Origin of the sequence: Paenibacillus humicus NBRC 102415 (genome assembly GCF_004000905.1) — a bacterium.
GTDB lineage: Bacteria > Bacillota > Bacilli > Paenibacillales > Paenibacillaceae > Paenibacillus_O > Paenibacillus_O humicus.
Genome location: NZ_BIMD01000015.1, coordinates 1 through 17,860 on the forward strand (window position 1 = coordinate 1; position 17,860 = coordinate 17,860).

General features: G+C 56.7%; 14 protein-coding genes. 3 read left to right on the plus strand and 11 right to left on the minus strand.

Going from position 1 to position 17,860, the window contains the following annotated elements; translation table 11 throughout:
- Window positions 1-153: 153 nt before the first annotated feature.
- From PHU01S_RS11355 to PHU01S_RS11375, 5 genes are all read right to left on the minus strand, one after another.
- Window positions 154-1,266 carry a hypothetical protein gene (locus PHU01S_RS11355; RefSeq protein WP_127507682.1) on the minus strand — a complete coding sequence of 371 codons (1,113 nt, stop codon included), beginning with the start codon at window positions 1,264-1,266 and terminating at the stop codon, window positions 154-156.
- A 223-nt stretch (window positions 1,267-1,489) separates the two neighbouring features.
- Complete coding sequence (locus PHU01S_RS11360; RefSeq protein WP_021879066.1) at window positions 1,490-2,827, minus strand: ABC transporter substrate-binding protein; 1,338 nt, start codon at window positions 2,825-2,827, stop codon at window positions 1,490-1,492.
- Window positions 2,828-3,208: 381 nt separating this feature from the next.
- Window positions 3,209-4,519, minus strand: a complete 1,311-nt coding sequence (locus tag PHU01S_RS11365; RefSeq protein WP_021879067.1) for an ABC transporter substrate-binding protein — start codon at window positions 4,517-4,519, stop codon at window positions 3,209-3,211.
- A gap of 252 nt (window positions 4,520-4,771) precedes the next feature.
- The gene (locus PHU01S_RS11370) at window positions 4,772-5,602 is read right to left on the minus strand and encodes a carbohydrate ABC transporter permease (RefSeq protein ID WP_021879068.1); all 831 of its coding nucleotides are present in this window, start codon (window positions 5,600-5,602) and stop codon (window positions 4,772-4,774) included.
- On the minus strand, window positions 5,602-6,480 hold the full coding sequence (locus PHU01S_RS11375; protein WP_021879069.1) for a carbohydrate ABC transporter permease: 879 nt from the start codon (window positions 6,478-6,480) through the stop codon (window positions 5,602-5,604). Before PHU01S_RS11375 ends, PHU01S_RS11370 begins: the two co-directional genes overlap by 1 nt.
- Before the next feature lie 223 nt (window positions 6,481-6,703).
- Here PHU01S_RS11375 and PHU01S_RS11380 point away from each other — a divergent pair, with 223 nt between their 5' ends.
- Window positions 6,704-8,506: a cache domain-containing sensor histidine kinase gene (locus PHU01S_RS11380; RefSeq protein WP_049867925.1), complete on the plus strand. Its 1,803-nt coding sequence runs from the start codon at window positions 6,704-6,706 to the stop codon at window positions 8,504-8,506.
- 52 nt (window positions 8,507-8,558) lie between these two features.
- Entirely contained in the window at window positions 8,559-10,166 is a 1,608-nt protein-coding gene (locus PHU01S_RS11385) for a helix-turn-helix domain-containing protein (protein WP_048748723.1), read from the plus strand.
- A 254-nt stretch (window positions 10,167-10,420) separates the two neighbouring features.
- On the opposite strand, the gene PHU01S_RS11390 is transcribed toward PHU01S_RS11385, so the two are convergent.
- From PHU01S_RS11390 to trmL, 3 genes are all read right to left on the minus strand, one after another.
- Window positions 10,421-11,398 carry an aldo/keto reductase gene (locus PHU01S_RS11390; protein ID WP_048748732.1) on the minus strand — a complete coding sequence of 326 codons (978 nt, stop codon included), beginning with the start codon at window positions 11,396-11,398 and terminating at the stop codon, window positions 10,421-10,423.
- A 238-nt stretch (window positions 11,399-11,636) separates the two neighbouring features.
- Window positions 11,637-11,885: an AbrB/MazE/SpoVT family DNA-binding domain-containing protein gene (locus PHU01S_RS11395; RefSeq protein ID WP_048748722.1), complete on the minus strand. Its 249-nt coding sequence runs from the start codon at window positions 11,883-11,885 to the stop codon at window positions 11,637-11,639.
- A 180-nt stretch (window positions 11,886-12,065) separates the two neighbouring features.
- Window positions 12,066-12,530 carry a tRNA (uridine(34)/cytosine(34)/5-carboxymethylaminomethyluridine(34)-2'-O)-methyltransferase TrmL gene (gene trmL / locus PHU01S_RS11400; RefSeq protein ID WP_127507684.1) on the minus strand — a complete coding sequence of 155 codons (465 nt, stop codon included), beginning with the start codon at window positions 12,528-12,530 and terminating at the stop codon, window positions 12,066-12,068.
- 125 nt (window positions 12,531-12,655) lie between these two features.
- On the opposite strand from trmL, the gene PHU01S_RS11405 reads away from it, so the two are divergent.
- Window positions 12,656-13,381, plus strand: a complete 726-nt coding sequence (locus PHU01S_RS11405; RefSeq protein WP_021879075.1) for a response regulator transcription factor — start codon at window positions 12,656-12,658, stop codon at window positions 13,379-13,381.
- A 137-nt stretch (window positions 13,382-13,518) separates the two neighbouring features.
- On the opposite strand, the gene serC is transcribed toward PHU01S_RS11405, so the two are convergent.
- The 3 genes from serC to aroF all read right to left on the minus strand — a co-directional run bounded on the left by serC (window position 13,519) and on the right by aroF (window position 17,624).
- Window positions 13,519-14,607 carry a 3-phosphoserine/phosphohydroxythreonine transaminase gene (gene serC, locus PHU01S_RS11410; protein ID WP_127507686.1) on the minus strand — a complete coding sequence of 363 codons (1,089 nt, stop codon included), beginning with the start codon at window positions 14,605-14,607 and terminating at the stop codon, window positions 13,519-13,521.
- A 197-nt stretch (window positions 14,608-14,804) separates the two neighbouring features.
- Window positions 14,805-16,229: a type I glutamate--ammonia ligase gene (gene glnA, locus PHU01S_RS11415; RefSeq protein ID WP_048748719.1), complete on the minus strand. Its 1,425-nt coding sequence runs from the start codon at window positions 16,227-16,229 to the stop codon at window positions 14,805-14,807.
- Between the two features lie 333 nt (window positions 16,230-16,562).
- Window positions 16,563-17,624 (minus strand): 3-deoxy-7-phosphoheptulonate synthase, encoded by a 1,062-nt coding sequence (gene aroF, locus PHU01S_RS11420; protein ID WP_127507724.1) that lies wholly within the window; start codon window positions 17,622-17,624, stop codon window positions 16,563-16,565.
- Window positions 17,625-17,860: the final 236 nt, after the last annotated feature.

The following is a 17,860-nucleotide window of genomic DNA, read 5'->3' on the forward strand; positions in this document are numbered from 1 at the left end:
ACAACTATCCATATATCCCGCCCTCGCGAGGCGTCCCGACCACCAGCCGTTACCTTCCCTCGCACCGCACCATGCCGCCAACCATCCGCACCTCCCTTGCACTGCTGCGCAGCCGTTGCAGCCCAGTCAGCCTTGGCATCCAAACTACTGAGACTACGACCTGGCCTGGAACTCGCCGATCGTCTCCCCGAGCAGCGTGACTCCATGCTCCAGCCGGGCTTCGCCCGATCCTGCTTCGCAGCTGATCGTTACGACGGCGCGCGGCCGCCCGCGTCCCTGAATGCTGCCGCCGGAAAAGCCGATTCCTTTCAGGCGGGCCGCTTTCGCCAGCGCCGCAAGCCCTAGCCCTTCCGGCAGCAGCAGCGACAGCTCGCCGGCTCGCGCAGCCCTTCGCCAGCCGACCGATGGCGGCATCGTCGTGCGGAGCACCGCCTCCAGACGCTGCAGCGCCGCATCCCAACCGGCAGCAGCCTCATCGATGCGATCGGACAGCGAGCCGATCTCCAGCAGCTCCTCCATGATGCGGCCGCCCAACAAGCCGGCCGTCCCCGCAGCCCGCTGCAATCCCGCCAGACGGCGGATGATCTGCGGCTCGGCTGCGATCCACGCCGTCTCCAAATTCGGCATTCCAGTCGTGAGCGAGCCGATCGCGGCAATCTCGGTTCGATCCGGTCCGGCTCCAATTGCAAGCTTCGGTCCGTCGGCTCCGAGCAGCCGCAAAGCTTCCGCGCTATCCGTCCAAGCCTCTCCTTGGGCCGCTCCCCACCGGCAGTCGGGCAGCCGGACGACAGCGAGCCGGCAGCCGCCCGGCACGGTCAAGGCAGCCGCTGCGTCCCGGGCCTCAGCGCCTTCAGACGTCTCCCACCCGGCTTGCTCCCAATAGAGCATGCGCACCGCTTCCAGCCGTAAGACGCTCTTGTCCCTGAAGCTTCCGACATCGCCGAAGCTCTCCGCATCCAGACCATGCAGCCGCATCAGCTCCAGCGCCTTCGGCTCGGCTGGCACCGCTCCCGCCGCATCTCCCGTCCACTGCTTGTCTCTGAGCAGCAGATCCAGCGCCGCAAGCGGCGTCGGCACGGAAAGGCACTCCCAGGAATCCGGGATCGACTTGCCGGCCAGCTTCCGCAGCGTCTCCGGCAGCCGCTCGTTCCCGCGCCGAGGCTCCAGCGCCCGCTTCATCGCCTGCTCGACCTCCTCCCTGCCGAACAAATGAAACCGCTCGGCGCCTGGTTCGCTCAAGTTCAGCATGATTTCCTGTCCAGACATGGCCATCCCTCCTGGCGGACGGCAGAGATGCCGGCCTATATCTATGTTCGCATTCATGCCGAGCAAGAAAATCGATGCGCTCCTGCGCCTCATGCCCCTACTCGAGCTTTCGCCATCTCGATCCGCTAGAGGCCCAGACAGTCCGTCCAACGTCTGCTTACGCTTCCATGCAAAAAAGCGCCCCTGAAGCATATATGCTCCAGAGACGCTTTTCAGAACGGTCTTACTTCTTGTTCATGCTGTTCCATTTGTCTTGAATGTTTTGCATCAGCTGATTTTGGTCGACTTTCTTGGCGACATAAGCCTGCATTTCGGAACCGACTTCCTGCGGGAAGCCTTCAGGCATTTGGCTGAAGAACCAGCCGGAGGACTTGCCTTCTTTGTTGTAGGCAACGATGTCGTTGGCGATGGCGCCGAGCACTTTGCTGTCGGTGACTTCGATGGATTTCAGAGCCGGAATGAATTTGAATTCGTTCACGATATATTTCTTGCCCGTCTCGGACGTTGCCAGCCAGTTCAGGAATTCCTTCGCGGCCTCTTTATTTTTGGAGTTTTTGTTGATAGCCCAGTTGTTAGGCACGCCGACGAAAATGTTGCCGCTCTTCTCGCTGTCGTCGATAGGCATCGGCAGCAGGCCGATGTTCATGTTCGGCGTAATGCCGTCGATTTGCACCTGCGTCCAGTTGCCTTGCTGCATCATGGCCGTCTTGCCGCTTGCGAACAGTGTCACTTGCGTGTTGTAGTCCGTCGTCAGCGGGTTTTTGTTGCTGTATTTCAATGTGAGGTCGAACAGCTTGAACCAGTTTTGGAACACAGGGTTGCCGACAAGTCCGCCTTTGCCTTCGTTCACGCTATTGACGAATGCCGTAGGGTCATCCTGGTTGGCCAAGCCTACGTTGAACAGATGGTTGCCCAGCACCCACCACTCCTGGTAGCCGTCGGAGAACGGCGTGATTCCTGCAGCTTCCAGCTTTTTGCACGCTTCTTCGAGCTCGGAGAGCGTCTTCGGCGGAGTCGTGATGCCTGCTTTTGCGAACAGGTCCTTATTGTAAATGAAGCCGTAGCCTTCTACGCCGACCGGCATTCCGTACAGCTTGCCGTCCCGGGAAATCTGATCCTTGGCCGAATCGATGATATCGCCCGCCCAAGGCTGGTCGGACAGATCCTCCAGCTTGTCGATCCATGTCGTCAGCTCCGAGTTGCCCGCGTTGTTGAAAATGTCGGGCTCCTGGCCGGCGGCGAACTTCGCCTTCAGGCCTGCGCTGTAGTCTGCGCCTCCGCCCATTGTCTCGACATTGAGCGTGACGTTGGGATGCTCTTTCTCGTAATCGGCCTTGAGCCGGTTCATCGCGTCGGCGATTTCGACCTTGAATTGGAAAATATTCAGCGTCACTTTTTTGCCGCTGTCGCCGCCGCTTGCATTCGTATTGGAAGCCGCGTTTGTCGCAGGGCTCGTGTTCTGGTCTGCGGAGCTGCCGCTGTTGCCGCCCGATGTGCTGCAACCAGCCATTACGCTAAGCGCGAGACCCGCGGACATGACGGTAAGCAATCCCTTTTTCATAGGAAATTCCTCCTTGGTATGTTGACCCTCTTTTTACAATTGAAGTGTTTACTTGTTCTTGCAAATGAAGTATACCCTTTGACGTGCAAGCGTTACCACAGAAAATGTTGAACAAAAAGGTGTAGAATATTGACTTCCGGGAGGACTGTCAATATTCTACACCTTTTTGTCGAAATCGGCTGTCGAAACAAGAGTAAAGATAGATCGGTTACCTTTGTCGAACGAAAGAAACGCCCACCTCCTGCGGCCGTCTTGATCCCTCTGCACGCACACGTTTGCGCACGAGGCGGCAGCCCGTCTCCGCCAGCCCTGCCGCCAGGCCATGAAAAACCCCGGCAGCCGCTGGCTGCCGGGGAAGCTCACTCTGCTGGATCAAGCCGCTTACTTCTTGATCATGTCGTTCCATTTCTTCTGGATGTTTTTCAGCAGCTGCGCCTTGTCGGATTTGCCTGCCACATAGGCCTGCATTTCCGCGCCGACCTCCTGAGGCACGCCTTCCGGCATTTGGTTGAAGTACCAGCCGTTCGTCTTGCCTTCCTTGCTGTACTTCATGATGTCCGTCGCAATCGGTCCGAGAATCGATTCGTCGGTCACTTCAACGTTTTTCAGAGCCGGGATGAACTTGAACTCGTTGACCGTGTATTTCTTGCCGGTCTCGGACGTAGCCAGCCAGTTCAGGAATTCCTTGGCGGCTTCCTTGTTCTTGGAGTTCTTGTTCACGACCCAGTAGTTAGGCACGCCGACGAAAATGTTGCCGCTCTTCTCGCTGTCGTCGATAGGCATCGGCAGCAGGCCGATGTTCATGTTCGGCGTAATGCCGTCGATTTGCACCTGCGTCCAGTTGCCTTGCTGCATCATCGCTGCTTTGCCGCTGGCGAACAGCGTTACTTGCGTATTGTAGTCGGTTGTGAGCGGGTTTTTGTTGCTGTTCTGAATCGTCAGGTCGAGCAGGTTGAACCAGTTCTGGAACACCTTGTTGCCTTCGATTCCGCCTTTGCCTTCGTTCATCGTCTTCACGAACGCGGCTGGATCCTCCTGATCGGCCAGACCTACGTTGAACGTATGGTTGCCGAGAACCCACCATTCCTGATAGCCGTTGGAGAAAGGCGTGATGCCGGCGGCTTTAAGCTTTTCCACTGCTGCTTTGAGCTGCGTCATCGTAGCCGGAGGCTCCGTGATGCCGGCTTTGGCGAACAGATCCTTGTTGTAGATGAAGCCGTAGCCTTCGATGCCCATCGGAAGGCCGTAGTTTTTGCCGTCGCGGGTAATGGCTTCCTTCGCCGTCTCGACGACATCGCCCTGCCAAGGCTGGTCCGAGAGATCCTCCAGCTTGTCGACCCACGTGTTCAGGTCGGAGTTGCCGCCGTTATTGAAGATGTCGGGTTCTTGGCCGGAAGCGAATTTCGCTTTCAGGCCCGCGCCGTAATCGGCTCCGCCGCCCATCGTTTCGAGGTTCAGCTTGACGTTCGGATGCTCTTTTTCGTAATCGGCTTTCATGCGGTTCATCGCATCGGCGATCTCAACCTTGAATTGGAAAATATTCAGCGTTACTTGCTCTCCGCTAGCGCCGGAGCCGGTATTGGCATTGGCGTTTCCTTCCGTGTTGCCGCCGTTGTTCGTCGTGCTGCAGCCTGCCAGAATCGAAATAGCCAGGCCTGCAGAGACGGCCGTAAGCAATCCTTTTTTCAACATTGCTTTTTTACCCCCTTGAAATCGTGCTCCACGATAGTATGTCCAACTGGTTGCATTTAACGCTTATATTGGAGCTTTTTAAGTATAAAACAAACTGCGCAAACGTTCCCACAGAACATATTGCGAATATAGGGGGAATATATTGATCCCTCATCGGCAAATCAATATATTCATAGAAATAAATCGAAATAGAAAAGAAGCTGACGAACGCACGGAGGCGATCGCCAGCTTCTTTTTCGGAATTTTCGTTGATCAGCCTTTTACCGATCCGGCCGTAATGCCGGAAATGATATGACGCTGAAGCGTCAGGAAGAAAATCAGGATCGGCAGGATGCCCATGACCAGACCGGCAAGAGCCAGATCCCACTGCTTCGTGTATTGGCCGAAGAAGCTGTACGTGGACAGAGGAATCGTCCGCTGGCCTTCGCCGAGAATCAGGTTCGGCAGCAGGAAGTCGTTCCAGATCCAGAGGCTGTTCAGGATGATGATCGTCGCCGTCATCGGCTTGAGGAGCGGGAAGACGATTCTCCAGAACACCCCGTAAGGCGAGCAGCCGTCCACGGTCGCCGATTCCTCGATCTCCGCCGGAATCGACTTCACGAAGCCGTGGTAAAGGAAGATCGTGAGCGATGAGCCGAAGCCCATGTAGCAGACCCACAAGCCTGGAAGGCTTCTCGTCAGGTGGAACCAGCTGGCCGTCTTGACGAGCGGAATCATGATCGATTGGAACGGAATGACCATCGCTGCGACGAAGATCATGAACAGGAAGTTGTTGTACTTCGTCGGGCGGCGCACCATCCGGTAAGCGGCCATCGAGCAGATGACCGTTAGTCCGACGATGCTTGTCAGCGTAATGACGAGCGAGTTCGCGAACGAAGCCGGGAATTTCATGATCTCCCATGCTCTCGTGAAGTTGTCGAACGTCGCAGGACTCGGCAAGGCAGCGGAGTCGAGCAGGATATCGCCGTACTTCTTCAGCGAGTTGCTTACCAGGAAGTAGAACGGCACCAGGAATACCAGCGCGACCAGGAGAGCGATAATTTCCAGCACGAACGTGCTGGTCCGGTATCGGGACGTTTCCATTAAGCCTGCACCTCCCGGCGTTTAGTCAGGTACACCTGGAGCGAGGTCAGCAGCGCGACGACGATGAAGAATACGAGCGCCTTCGCCGTGCCGTAACCGAAGTTGTTGTTCTGGAACGCCTCGTTGTAGATGTTGAGCGCGACGGATTGCGTCGAGTTGTACGGTCCGCCCTTGGTCAGCGACAGGATGATGTCGAAGGACTTGAACGACCACGACAGCGCAAGGAACAGCGCGATCGTAACGGCAGGCATGATCAGCGGCACCGTGATATGGCGCAGGCGCTGCCAGGCGGTCGCTCCGTCGATGGAAGCCGCTTCAATCAGATCGCGGGGCACATTGATGAGCGCGGAAATGTAGATGACCATCAAGTAGCCCGCCGTGCTCCAGATCGTCACGATGACGATGCCCCAGAACGCGGTCGGCTCGTCGCCGAGCCAAGGCAGGTTGAAGAACGCCCAGCCCGTTTTGTCGCCTACGGCCGTAAAGCCTTTTACAAAAATGAACTGCCAGATGAAGCCGAGCAGCAGGCCGCCGATGACGTTCGGCATGAAGAAAATCGTCCGAAGCACGTTGCGGGACTTGACCGGCTGCGTCAGCAGCAGCGCCAGAACGAAGCCGACCAGGTTCGACAAGATGACGGCTGCGATCGTGAATTTCACGGTGAACTTGAAGGAGTTGATGAATGTCTGGTCATGGAACAGCCTGGAGAAGTTGTCGAATCCGACAAAATTATAGCCTCCTACCCCATTCCAGTCCGTAATGGAGTAAAACATGCCCATGAAGAAGGGAAGTGCGACGATTATCGCGAACGCAAGTGTCGCAGGGCCCGTGAATACGATCTGCTGCAGCCACTGGCTCGACCATCCTTTGCTTTTCATCCCGTTTCTCCCCTTTCTCTAGAAGGAATCATAGTAAGTCTTTCCACTGCCAAGCGCCCTTATCCGGACAGCTTGTCGATTTTCCTCAAGTATACGCTTTCGCTTTCACGGCTCCCACAGAGGATGATGACGCAATAGGGGTAAAATATTGATGCCGCCATTGGGGACCGCTATAATACGATAAGGGCGTAGTTAAATAGGCCCATAAAGGAGCATCGAGAGCTTGAAATTCTACTGGATCAAGCGAAGCATCCGAACCAAGCTGGCCGTTTTCCTGCTGCTGGCGATCGCGGTTCCGATGCTGGCATCGCTCATCATCACCAATACACGGACAGCGGATTTCGTCGCCAACGACACGGTTCGGCAGAACTCGAGCCTCCTTTATCAGGGCAAGACGAATCTGGCCAACTATTTTCAGTCTTTTTTCCAAACATCTCTCGCTCCTTACTCGGACACTACCCTGTACAGGACGCTTGAAACAGGACGCAGCGATTACCTGGTCGACAATCAGATCTTCGTCAGCCTGCAGCTCATGTCCTCGTCGGTCAAGGAGATTTATCAGGTCTACCTCCACTCGGGCCGAGCGGAACGCGGGTATCTCTTCTCCCGCGGCCAGTACAAGAGGACGGATCAGATCGTAACTGCGCCGGGGACAACGCTGCCTGCCGACATCTCTTACACGATAAAGCCTCTTCATATGAGCAGCAGCTACGGAATCAACTCCACGCCGCTCATCCTGTCCCGGCCCGTCATCACCTTGATCCGCCCGGTCTATCAAATTCCGAGCAGCAAGCAGATGGGAACGCTTGCGCTGGACATCACAACCGAAGTCATCGATTCCATCTGCGCCCAGCTGTACAGCGCCGGCGGCGGCGAGGAGGTGTTCCTGCTCGCGCACGACGGAACCATCATCTATGGCCCCGGCCAATACGGCAAGGGCCTGAAGCTGAAGGAGCCATGGGCCGAACCGATCCTGAAGCTGGCCTCCGCCGGGGAGAGCGGCAACGTGGAGCTGAAGGACTCCCACTCCAAAAGCGTGTTCATTTATGAATCGCTTGAAGCCGGCGATCATGATTGGGTGCTCGTCAAACGCATCCCTCCTTCCGTCCTGCATGGAGCGACCCGTCAGATTACGCAGGCCAATACATGGGTGCTGCTCGGCTCCCTGCTTCTCGTGACGCTGACGGCGCTGTTCGTTTCCTTCTGGATCACCAGGCCGATCAAGCAGCTTACGGGCTACGTCAACCAGATCCAGTCCGGCCGCCTCGAGACCGATATCCATTTGCGCCAGTCGGATGAGATCGGACAGCTGGCCAGGCGCTTCCGGATGATGATGGAGACGATCAACAATCTCGTCCTTCGCGAATATCGGCTCGAGCTGGCGAACAAGACGAATCAGCTCAAGGCGCTCCAGGCACAGGTTCATCCTCATTTCCTGTACAATGCCCTGCAATCGATCGGCACGACGGCGCTGCAGCGCGGAGTCCCTGATCTGTACAAGCTGATCATGCAGCTCGGCAAAATGATGCGCTACTCGATGAATACGGCGGAGGAGTTTGTCTCTATTTCCCAGGAAATCGATCATACCCGGTCTTACCTGGAGCTGCAGCGGCACCGGTTCGGCGACAAGCTGACCTACGAGATTGCCGGCGATCCCGACGCGCAGCAGGCTTCCGTGCCGCGGATGATTATCCAGCCAGTGGTGGAGAATATTTTCAAGCATGCTTTCGATCCCGCCGGAGGCATGGTCCATGTCTCGATCAGCACGACGCTGAAGGACAACTGGATCACCATCGAAATCGCCGACAACGGTCCCGGAATGAATGAAGGCAAGCTGGCCTCCGTCAGGCAGCGGATCAGCCGGGACGGCGAGATCGGAGACGAGTCGGGCAGCCATATCGGACTGGCCAACGTCGCTGCGAGGCTGAGGCTCCACTCCGGCGGAAGAGCCCGCATGGAGCTCGAATCCGGAGCGGCGCCGCTTGGCGGGCTGATGGTCGCGCTGGTCATTCCGGCCGCGGATTGAACAGCGGGCTTCCGCGTTGCCCCTTTATATAGAGACAGGAGAGAATATCATCATGAATATATTGATCGTCGACGACGAAACCCATGCCCGGGAAGCCGTCAAGCTGCTTGTGGAATGGAAGGAGCTTGGCGTTGACCTCATTCTTGAAGCCGACAACGGCGAAGCGGCCAAGCTGCTCGTCGCCGAGCATATGCCCGCGCTTGTCCTGACGGACGTGCATATGCCCATCACGAACGGGCTGCGCTTCATGGAATGGCTGAGCGACCATTATCCCCAGACGAAGATCATCGCCATAAGCGGCTACAACGACTTCGATTATGTACGCAAAACGATGAAGTACGGCGGAATCGACTATATTCTCAAGCCGATCGATCCAGATCAGCTGATGGAAGCTTCCAGGCGCGCGATCGGATCCTGGTGCCAGGAAACGAAGGAAAGGCAGCGCCAAGTCGAGAGCGGAATCGCCATGAACCAGTACAAGCCCGTCTACTGGAGCCACTTGTTCGGCAAGCTGGCCTCGGTGTCGAACGAATCCGAGCCGGCTGCCGCGCAGCTCCGCTCCGAATTCCAGGGCTTTCCGCAGCAAGGGGCTTTCCAGACGGCCGTCTTCAGCCTGTTTCCGGTTCAGGAGAAGCTGCTCAAGCGGTTTCGCGGCGACAAGGAGCTGCTCGAATTCGCCATCATCAACGTATTCAACGATCTGATGCGCAGCGAATGGCAGTGCGGATATGCTTTCCGGTCCCCCAATGCGGCCGATGAAGTGATTGCCCTGTTCTGGGAAGGTCATGATTTCATCGCGGACAGGACGGCCAGGCTTCTCGAAGCCGTGCGAATGACGCTTAAGGCCGATTTGTATGCGGGCATCGGCAGGCTCGTGCCGGAAGCCGAGCAGACCGGATTGTCCGTCCAATCCGCCAGACAGACGCTTCAGCGCCGCAATCTCCTTGCCGCCGGCGTGAGGATTTCCCATGCGGGAACCGTGCAGCCTTCCAACGCTCCGCATTTGACCGATCTGGAGGAGCCGCTCCGCCTCGCTCTGCGGATCCGCAATCCCGCGGAAGCGACCGCCGCCTTGACGGAATGGTTCGGCAAAGTCCGCCGCTCCGGCATCGTCGCGCCTGGAGACCTCGCCCTATGGGAACGGCAGAGCGAAATGGTGTCTACCCGCCTGCTTAAGGAATTCCTGCCGGAAGATGCCGAAGACGAGCAGGCCAAGTCCCGTACAGCTCCCCTGCCGTTCCGTTTCGCCGAAGACGGACGGCTGCTGCTCGACGAGACGGAGAAGGAGTTTCGGCTGCTGCTGCTGGACTGGATGGAAAGCCTGCTCAAAAGAGTCCGCCAGGACCGCAGCATCATCGCCGAGATGATCTCGTATATCGACGGCCATTTGGAGGAAGACTTGTCCTTGCAGACGCTGGCTTCCCGCTTCTTTCTCAGCCGCGAGCATGTAAGCCGCCGCTTCCGCCAGGAAACGGGGCAGACGCTCAGCGATTATGTGGAGAAGCTGCGGATGGACAAGGCCGGCCGGCTGCTGCTGGGATCTTCCCTCAAGATTGCGGAGATCTCGAGCCAAGTCGGATACTCCGACGAGAAATATTTCAGCAAGGTATTCAAGAAGCATTCGGGCTGCTCTCCAGGTCAATACCGCAAAGAGGATTGACACAGGTTGTTCACAAATAGAACCGTTTTCTTTTTCCAGCAGGTTGGGTATAATGAAATCAATTCGTTCGGAGGTGCTACATATGTCCGTTCCATTCATCGTGGTTCTTGTCGTGTCCCTGCTGTTCCTGACGGCCATGTTCACAGCCGCCTACAACGACGACAAAACCAAGGGACTATAATCCCATCCGATGACGCTGATCGTCAGACAAGCCCCGGCATGTTATCATGCCGGGGCTTATTCGTCGTTTCCGTTCAGTGGCCGAGTACGGGATGGGGAATGTAAGGCTCCTCGAGCAGGGCCGTCTCCTCCGGCGTCAGCTTCAGCTGCAGCGCTGCGACGGCGTCCTCCAGATGATGCGGCTTGGTCGCTCCGATGATCGGCGCCGTCACGGCGGATTTGCCGAGCACCCACGCCAGCGCAGCCTGCGCCCGCGGCACGCTGCGCGACGCCGCGACTTGCCCGACCCTCTCGACGATGACCCGGTCCGAATTCTCCGAGGAGGCATACAGCCGCGGAATGAGCAGGTCGCTTTCAAAGCGATCGCTGGATTGGTCCCAGCCGCGGGTGAGGCGTCCCCGGGCCAGCGGGCTCCAGGGGATGACGCCGACGCCAAGCTCCTCGCACAGAGGCAGCATCTCGCGTTCTTCTTCCCGGTAGAGCAGGTTCAGGTGGTTCTGCATGCTGACGAACTTCGTCCATCCTCCCCGCTCCGCCGCATGCTGGGCTTGCAGGAACTGCCAGGCATACATGGATGAAGCGCCGATGTACCGCGCTTTCCCCGCTTTCACGACATCATGGAGTGCTTCCATCGTTTCTTCGATCGGGGTTCCCGGATCCCAGCGGTGAATCTGGTACAGGTCGACATAGTCGGTGCCCAGCCTGCGCAGGCTGTTGTCGATCTCCGACAGGATCGCCTTGCGGGACAAGCCGCCGCCATTCGGGCCTGGTCGCGTGGGGAAATACACTTTGGTCGCGATCACGACATCGTCTCGGCGCGCAAGATCCTTGAGGGCTCTGCCTACGATCTCTTCGCTCGTGCCGTCGGAATAGCTGTTGGCGGTGTCAAAAAAATTGATGCCGAGCTCAAGCGCTCTCCGGATGAACGGCCGGCTTGCCTGCTCGTCCAGCGTCCATGGGTGGGAGCCTCGATCCGGAATTCCATAACTCATGCATCCCAGACATAACCGGGATACTTCCAGTCCGGTCTTGCCCAGCCTCGTATATTCCATTTGCATTTGGACCTTCCTCCTGTCGCTCCGGCCTGTAAGCAGGCTGCCGGAATGTCCCTATCATACTGAATATTCAGGAAATTTCAACCATTATTCATCCTTCCTCCGGCACCCAATGAACGAACGGCTAGACCGCAAAAACAAAAAAAGCCCCGGAGCATGGCCTTATGGCCTTGCTTCCGAAGCTGCCTGCACCAGATCGGCCCCGATATCGGGCTTCTCTGCCATCATTTCACGATCAGCGGCGCAGATGCTGCATCTGGCCCATGCATTCCGAGCACAAATAACGTTCCTTAAAATCAGTCACTTGCTCCATCGATCCGCAGAAGACGCAGCGCGGACGATATCGCTCCAAAATGATGTGATCCCCTTGAACGAGGATTTCCACAGGATCTCCTTCGTTCATCTGGTAACGCTTGCGCAGGGATTTGGGCAGCACTATGCGGCCCAATTGGTCGACCTTTCGTACGACTCCAGCCGGTTTCATCGGTTGTATCCGCTCCTTATGTCTGAATTATCTAGTCACAACCAACCCTTCGGCTTGCAAATCATGCAACAGGGCGTATGGATGTCCTTTTCTCCTACCATTCTCCATGGGAGGAAGCAAATCCTTCCTCTGTTCATAGTTGCTTAATATTCTCCAACTTTTGGACAGAACGCCAAATATTCAAGCCATGCCGGGAAAGTCCGATTGCCTGAGCGCCTCGAACAGGACGATCGCCGCAGAATTGGACAGATTGAGCGAACGGACGCTGCCTGTCATCGGCATGCGGATCGCCGTATCCAGGTTGGCTGCGACAAGCTCGGGAGGCAGGCCTTTGGTTTCCTTTCCCAATACGAGCAAGTCTCCGTCCCGATAGTCCATCTGATCGTAGCGTTTGGATGCCTTGGTGCTGGCGTAGAAAAACCTGCCTTCCGGAAAAGCATCCTTCACTTCCTGAAAGGAATCGTAATAATGGACCTGGACGGCATGCCAATAGTCCAGGCCGGCTCTCTTGAGCGTCCGGTCGTCGGTATTGAAGCCGAGCGGGCGGACAAGATGCAGATGCGCTCCGGTGGCCGCGCAGGTTCTGGCGATATTGCCGGTGTTGGCCGGAATCTCCGGCTCCACCAGGACGATATGATAAGACATGGTTTGCGACTTCCTTTCGGTCAAACTTCTGGGTGGACTTTACATTCCTTTTACGCAGCCTTAATTCCTATCTGAAGCTCGGGCAGTATACTGGGGTCAAGATCTGGTAAAAGGAGCCGAACAAGGTGACGAAGAAAAAAGTGCTGGTCGTTGACGATGAACCATCCATCTCGATGCTGCTAGAATTCAATCTCAACCTTGCAGGTTATGAAGTGCGGTCCGTCCACGACGGAATGGCTGTATTCGACATGCTGAAGCCTTTCCGCCCGGACCTCATCGTGCTCGACCTGATGCTTCCCAAAATGGACGGCATCGAGGTATGCCGGGAATTGCGCCGGCGCGGCAATGCCGTTCCGATCGTCATGCTTACCGCCATGCAGGATGTATCCGACCGCATCGCGGGATTGGACAACGGCGCGGACGATTATATGACCAAACCGTTCAGCCCCCAGGAGCTCGTCTCCCGGATCGGCGCGATTTTCAGACGAATGCAAGGTTATCCCGGCATCCATGCCGAAGTCAGCTACGAAGTCGGACCGCTGCAGGTTGATCTCGCCAAGCGCGAGGTCCATCTGAACGGCGAGCAGGTTGAGCTTACGCCCAAGGAGTTCGAGCTGCTCGTCTTCCTCTGCCGCCATCGCGGCAAGGTGCTGAGCCGGCAGCAGCTCCTGCAGGGGGTATGGGATTACCACTTCCTCGGCGATACTCGGATCGTCGACGTCCATATCAGCCATCTCCGGGACAAGATTGAACAAAGCGCCCGGTCTCCCGAGTATATTATGACGGTCCGCAATGTTGGATACAAGCTTACCGGCCCTTCCCCCAAGGACCAGACAGCGGCAATGGCCTGAATTCGCCCTTCATGAATTTCCTTCATGAATTTATTTCATGAATTTCCTTCATGGATCTCCTTCATCCACCGACTGCCGTTAGTTAACGCAAGAGCCCTTGCCTCAAGAGGCAAGGGCTCTTCCTATGTCCGCTCTGCTCAGCCGTTCTTCCTCTGGAACTCCGTCATGAACTCGGCGAGCGCCTTGCAGCTCTCCAGCGGCACGGCGTTGTAGGCGGAGGCGCGCAGGCCGCCGACGTCTCTGTGGCCCTTAAGCCCGACGAATCCTTCCGCCTCCGACTGGCGGACAAATTCCTTGTCCAGCTCATCGGACTGCAGGCGGAACGTGATGTTCATCAGCGATCGGCTGCCGGTGTCGGCCACGCCGCTGTAGAACCCGCCGCTCTGATCGATGGCATCGTAGATGAGAGCGGCTTTGTCCCTGTTCGTCTGCTCGACGGCGGCCAGGCCGCCCTTGCCCTTGAGCCATTTGAGCACAAGCCCGATCATATAGACCGCGAAGGATGGCGGTGTGTTGTAGAGGGATTTGGACTTGGCATGCGTATCGTAGCGGAACATCGTCGGCAGCGCCGCAGGACTGCCGGCGATCAGATCGTTGCGGGCGATGACGATCGTCGCGCCGGATGGCCCCAGGTTTTTCTGGGCGCCGGCGTAGATCATGCCGAAGCGGCTCATGTCGAGCGGTCTCGACATGATGTCGCTGGACATGTCAGCGATGAGCGGAACCTCCCCCGTATCTGGGAAAAACGGAAGCTGGGTGCCCTCGATCGTTTCATTGGAAGTCAGATGCAGATAAGCGGCGTTGTCAGGCAGGACAATCTCTTCCAGACTCGGCATGCGGGTGAACCTGGAGCCCTCCGAGGTGGCGGCGATCGCCGTCTCGCCGATCAGCTTCGCTTCCTTGATCGCTTTTTTGGCCCAGCTGCCGCTGTTCACGTACGCTCCGACCAATCCCTGCTGAAGGAAGTTGAGCGGCACCATCGCGAACTGCGTGCTTGCGCCGCCTTGAAGCAGCATGACGCTGTAGGAATCCGGAATTTGGAGAAGCTCCCGCAGCAGCTGCTCCGCCTCGTCGTTGACGCCCTCGAACAGCTTGCTTCGATGCGACATTTCCATCAAGGACATGCCGGCACCCTTGTAATCGACAAATTCCTCCTGCGCCTGCTGAAGCACTTCAAGCGGCAATGCCGCAGGTCCTGCGTTGAAATTGTAAGCCCTCTTCGTCATGTTCCTTGCACCCCTGTCTCTGTCGCTGGAAAGATACACTCCAATAAAGTTATGGCTATCTTAACAAGATTACCTCTCTCGTTCAAGTGATAATTTCACGAACGCTGCATGATGAAGCATGTAAGATCATTCGTCTTTGAGCAAAAAAAGAAGCTCCCGATAAGGGAGCTTCTGATCTTGAAAGGGATAAGTCCGGATTAGCAGTCGAAATAGAGGCCGTACTCATGCGGATGGACGCGGATAGCGACAGCTTTGGCTTCCTGACGCTTGAAGGCGACATAGTTGTCGATGAAGTCCTGGCTGAAGACGCCGTTTTCGGTAAGGAACCCGGAATCGGCTTCCAGCGCATCCAGAGCTTCTTCCAGGGATCCTGGAACGCTGCGAATTTCTTTTTTGTCTTCGTCGGACAGCTCGTAGATGTTCTTGTCGTAAGGACCGAATCCGAGTGCGGTCGGATCGATTTTGCGCTTCACGCCGTCCAGTCCTGCAAGCAGCATCGCCGCGAAGGACAGGTACGGGTTCGCCGTGGAATCCGGCGTACGGAACTCGATGCGGCAGCCCTTAGGCGTAACGGCTGCAACCGGAATACGGACGGCAGCGGAACGGTTGCCCTTGGAGAATACCAGGTTGACCGGCGCTTCATAGCCTGGAACGAGGCGTTTGAAGGAGTTCGTGCTCGGGTTGGTCAGCGCGATCAGCGCCGGAGCGTGATGCAGAATGCCGCCGATGTAATGCAGCGCCATTTCGCTCAGGTTGCCGTAGCCGCCTTTTTCGTAGAACAGCGGCGAATCGCCGTTGAAGATCGATTGGTGGACGTGCATGCCGCTGCCGTTGTCTCCGAAGAGCGGTTTCGGCATGAACGTAGCCACTTTGCCGTACTGGCGGGCTGTGTTGTGCACGATGTATTTGTAGAGCAGGAGATTGTCGGCCGTCTTGGTCAGCGTATCGAAGCGGAAGTTGATCTCCGCTTGGCCGGCCGTAGCCACCTCATGGTGATGGCGCTCGACGCGGAGTCCCGCTTCCTGCATCAGGCGGACCATCTCGCTGCGGAGGTCTTGCTGGGAATCGACAGGGGCAACCGGCACGTAGCCGCCTTTGACGCCTACTTTGAACGCCAGGTTGCCGCCCTCTTCCTTGCGGTTCGTGTTCCAGGCCGCTTCTTCGGAATCGACGAAGTAGGAGGAAGAGTTCATCGAGCTTTCGTAACGCACGTCGTCAAAGACGAAGAACTCGGACTCAGGGGCAAAAAATGCTGTCGTGCCGACGCCGGAGGATTGGAGGAATTCCTCTGCCTTCTGGGCGATGCTCCGCGGGTCGCGGTCGTAGCGTTCGCCATCCGGTGTGAAGATATTGCACATAACGTTCAAAGTCGGGTGATCGGTGAATGGATCCAGGAACACCGAACCGGTATCCGGCATCATGACCATGTCAGATTCTTCGATGCCGCGGAAGCCAGGGATCGAGGAACCGTCAAATGCGACGCCGTTCACGAACGTGTCACCGTCAACTTCCGTCGCAGGAAGAGTGATGTGGTGAGCACGGCCGGAAAGATCCACGAACCGGAAATCGACAAACTGGATGTTATTTTCTTTGATTTTGTCCAATACGCTTTGAACTGACATGTAAAATTTCCTCCATTTCCGAACGTTAGCATTAGATAAGACCGAGATTGTTCAACTTTGGCTCTAAACCTTGAAGTAATTATAAAACCGTTGCTTTAAAGCGTCAATAGGTATGTCAGGTATTTTTGGAACAAGTGTAAGCAATACTCACAACATTTATACAATATTCACATTCTGCGGACGCTCTCAACGCAAACATCCGTAATCCCTTGACGTAAAAGGGTTTACGGATGTATTACGAACAATATCGATATTAGCAGCAGCTGTCGAAATTCAGCGTCGTGAATATTTATGCGGAAGCGCTTTCTTTATCTCTCCTCCCGGAAGCCGTTTCTACTTCTGCCAGACCGCAAATTGCTCCGCTTCCGCCTTGCTCGTGTCAAAATTCTTGCCGACGATCGGCGCGAGCTTCTCCAAATCCTTGAGCAGGCGGGCGAATTGATCCGGGAACAGCGACTGGACGCCGTCTCCCGTCATGGAATTGTCGGGATCCGTATGCATTTCAATGATGAGCCCGTTGGCGCCGGCTGCGACGGAAGCTTTGGCCATCGGCTCCACCAGCTCGCGGCGTCCCGTTCCATGGCTCGGATCCGAGATGACCGGCAGATGGCTGAGCCCTTGCAGCACCGGAATCGCCGACAGATCGAGCGTATTGCGGGTGTATGTCTCGAACGTGCGGATTCCCCGCTCGCAAAGCATCACATTGGGATTGCCCCCTGCCAGGATGTATTCCGCCGCGTTGAGGAATTCATCGTATGTGGAGCTGAAGCCGCGCTTGAGCAGCACCGGCGTCCGGATCGTGCCGAGCTTGCGCAGAAGATCGAAGTTCTGCATGTTGCGGGTGCCGACCTGCAGAATATCGGCATGCTCCGCGCAGATGTCGACGTATTCAGGAGTCATCACTTCCGTAATCGTGAGGAGGCCGTGGCGCCGTCCCGCATCCGCCATCATCTCCAGTCCTTCCACGCCGACGCCCTGGAAGCTGTACGGGCCGGTTCGCGGCTTGAAGGCGCCGCCGCGCAGCACTTGGCCGCCGGCCGCCTTGACGAGACGGGCGATCTCGTCGATCTGCTCCGGAGTCTCAACGGCGCAAGGACCGCCCATGATGACAAGATTGCTGCCGCCGATCTTGACTCCCTTGATGTCGATGATCGTATCGTCGGGGTGGAAGTCGCGGCTGGCCAGCTTGTAGGACTTGGAGATCTTGATGACATTCTCCACGCCCTTCATCTGGCGCAGATGCTCCGCCAGGGCCGGCTCCGCCTTGCCGATAATGCCGATGACGGTCCGGCCGATGCCGCGGGAGACATGGGCCTGCACGCCCGCACGCTCGATATGGGATACGATTTCCTGTATGCGCTCTTCGTTAATGGATGATTGGGTAATGACGATCACAATAAACACGCTCCGTTCCGCTTTCGTGCTTGTTCGCTTTTAAGCTTTTATGCTTTTATTCAATAAAGTAACTATACAAGGTTGCTCCGCCTACGTCAAGGTCCGTTTCCACAAGATATGCTCCCCGAGATGCTTTGATGCATAAAAAGGCCGGCCGATATCGACCGGCCAGCCTATTTCCTATCATTCCCATGAATCGAAGATAGGACGAACTCAAGATATGGAGCCGGTGTCGC

Coding starts and splice junctions, on each gene's coding strand:
- PHU01S_RS11355 (WP_127507682.1), bottom strand. CDS start 1,266: ATGTCTGGACAGGAAATCATGCTGAACTTGAGCGAACCAGGCGCCGAG.
- PHU01S_RS11360 (WP_021879066.1), bottom strand. CDS start 2,827: ATGAAAAAGGGATTGCTTACCGTCATGTCCGCGGGTCTCGCGCTTAGC.
- PHU01S_RS11365 (WP_021879067.1), bottom strand. CDS start 4,519: ATGTTGAAAAAAGGATTGCTTACGGCCGTCTCTGCAGGCCTGGCTATT.
- PHU01S_RS11370 (WP_021879068.1), bottom strand. CDS start 5,602: ATGGAAACGTCCCGATACCGGACCAGCACGTTCGTGCTGGAAATTATC.
- PHU01S_RS11375 (WP_021879069.1), bottom strand. CDS start 6,480: ATGAAAAGCAAAGGATGGTCGAGCCAGTGGCTGCAGCAGATCGTATTC.
- PHU01S_RS11385 (WP_048748723.1), top strand. CDS start 8,559: ATGAATATATTGATCGTCGACGACGAAACCCATGCCCGGGAAGCCGTC.
- PHU01S_RS11390 (WP_048748732.1), bottom strand. CDS start 11,398: ATGGAATATACGAGGCTGGGCAAGACCGGACTGGAAGTATCCCGGTTA.
- PHU01S_RS11395 (WP_048748722.1), bottom strand. CDS start 11,885: ATGAAACCGGCTGGAGTCGTACGAAAGGTCGACCAATTGGGCCGCATA.
- trmL (WP_127507684.1), bottom strand. CDS start 12,530: ATGTCTTATCATATCGTCCTGGTGGAGCCGGAGATTCCGGCCAACACC.
- serC (WP_127507686.1), bottom strand. CDS start 14,607: ATGACGAAGAGGGCTTACAATTTCAACGCAGGACCTGCGGCATTGCCG.
- glnA (WP_048748719.1), bottom strand. CDS start 16,229: ATGTCAGTTCAAAGCGTATTGGACAAAATCAAAGAAAATAACATCCAG.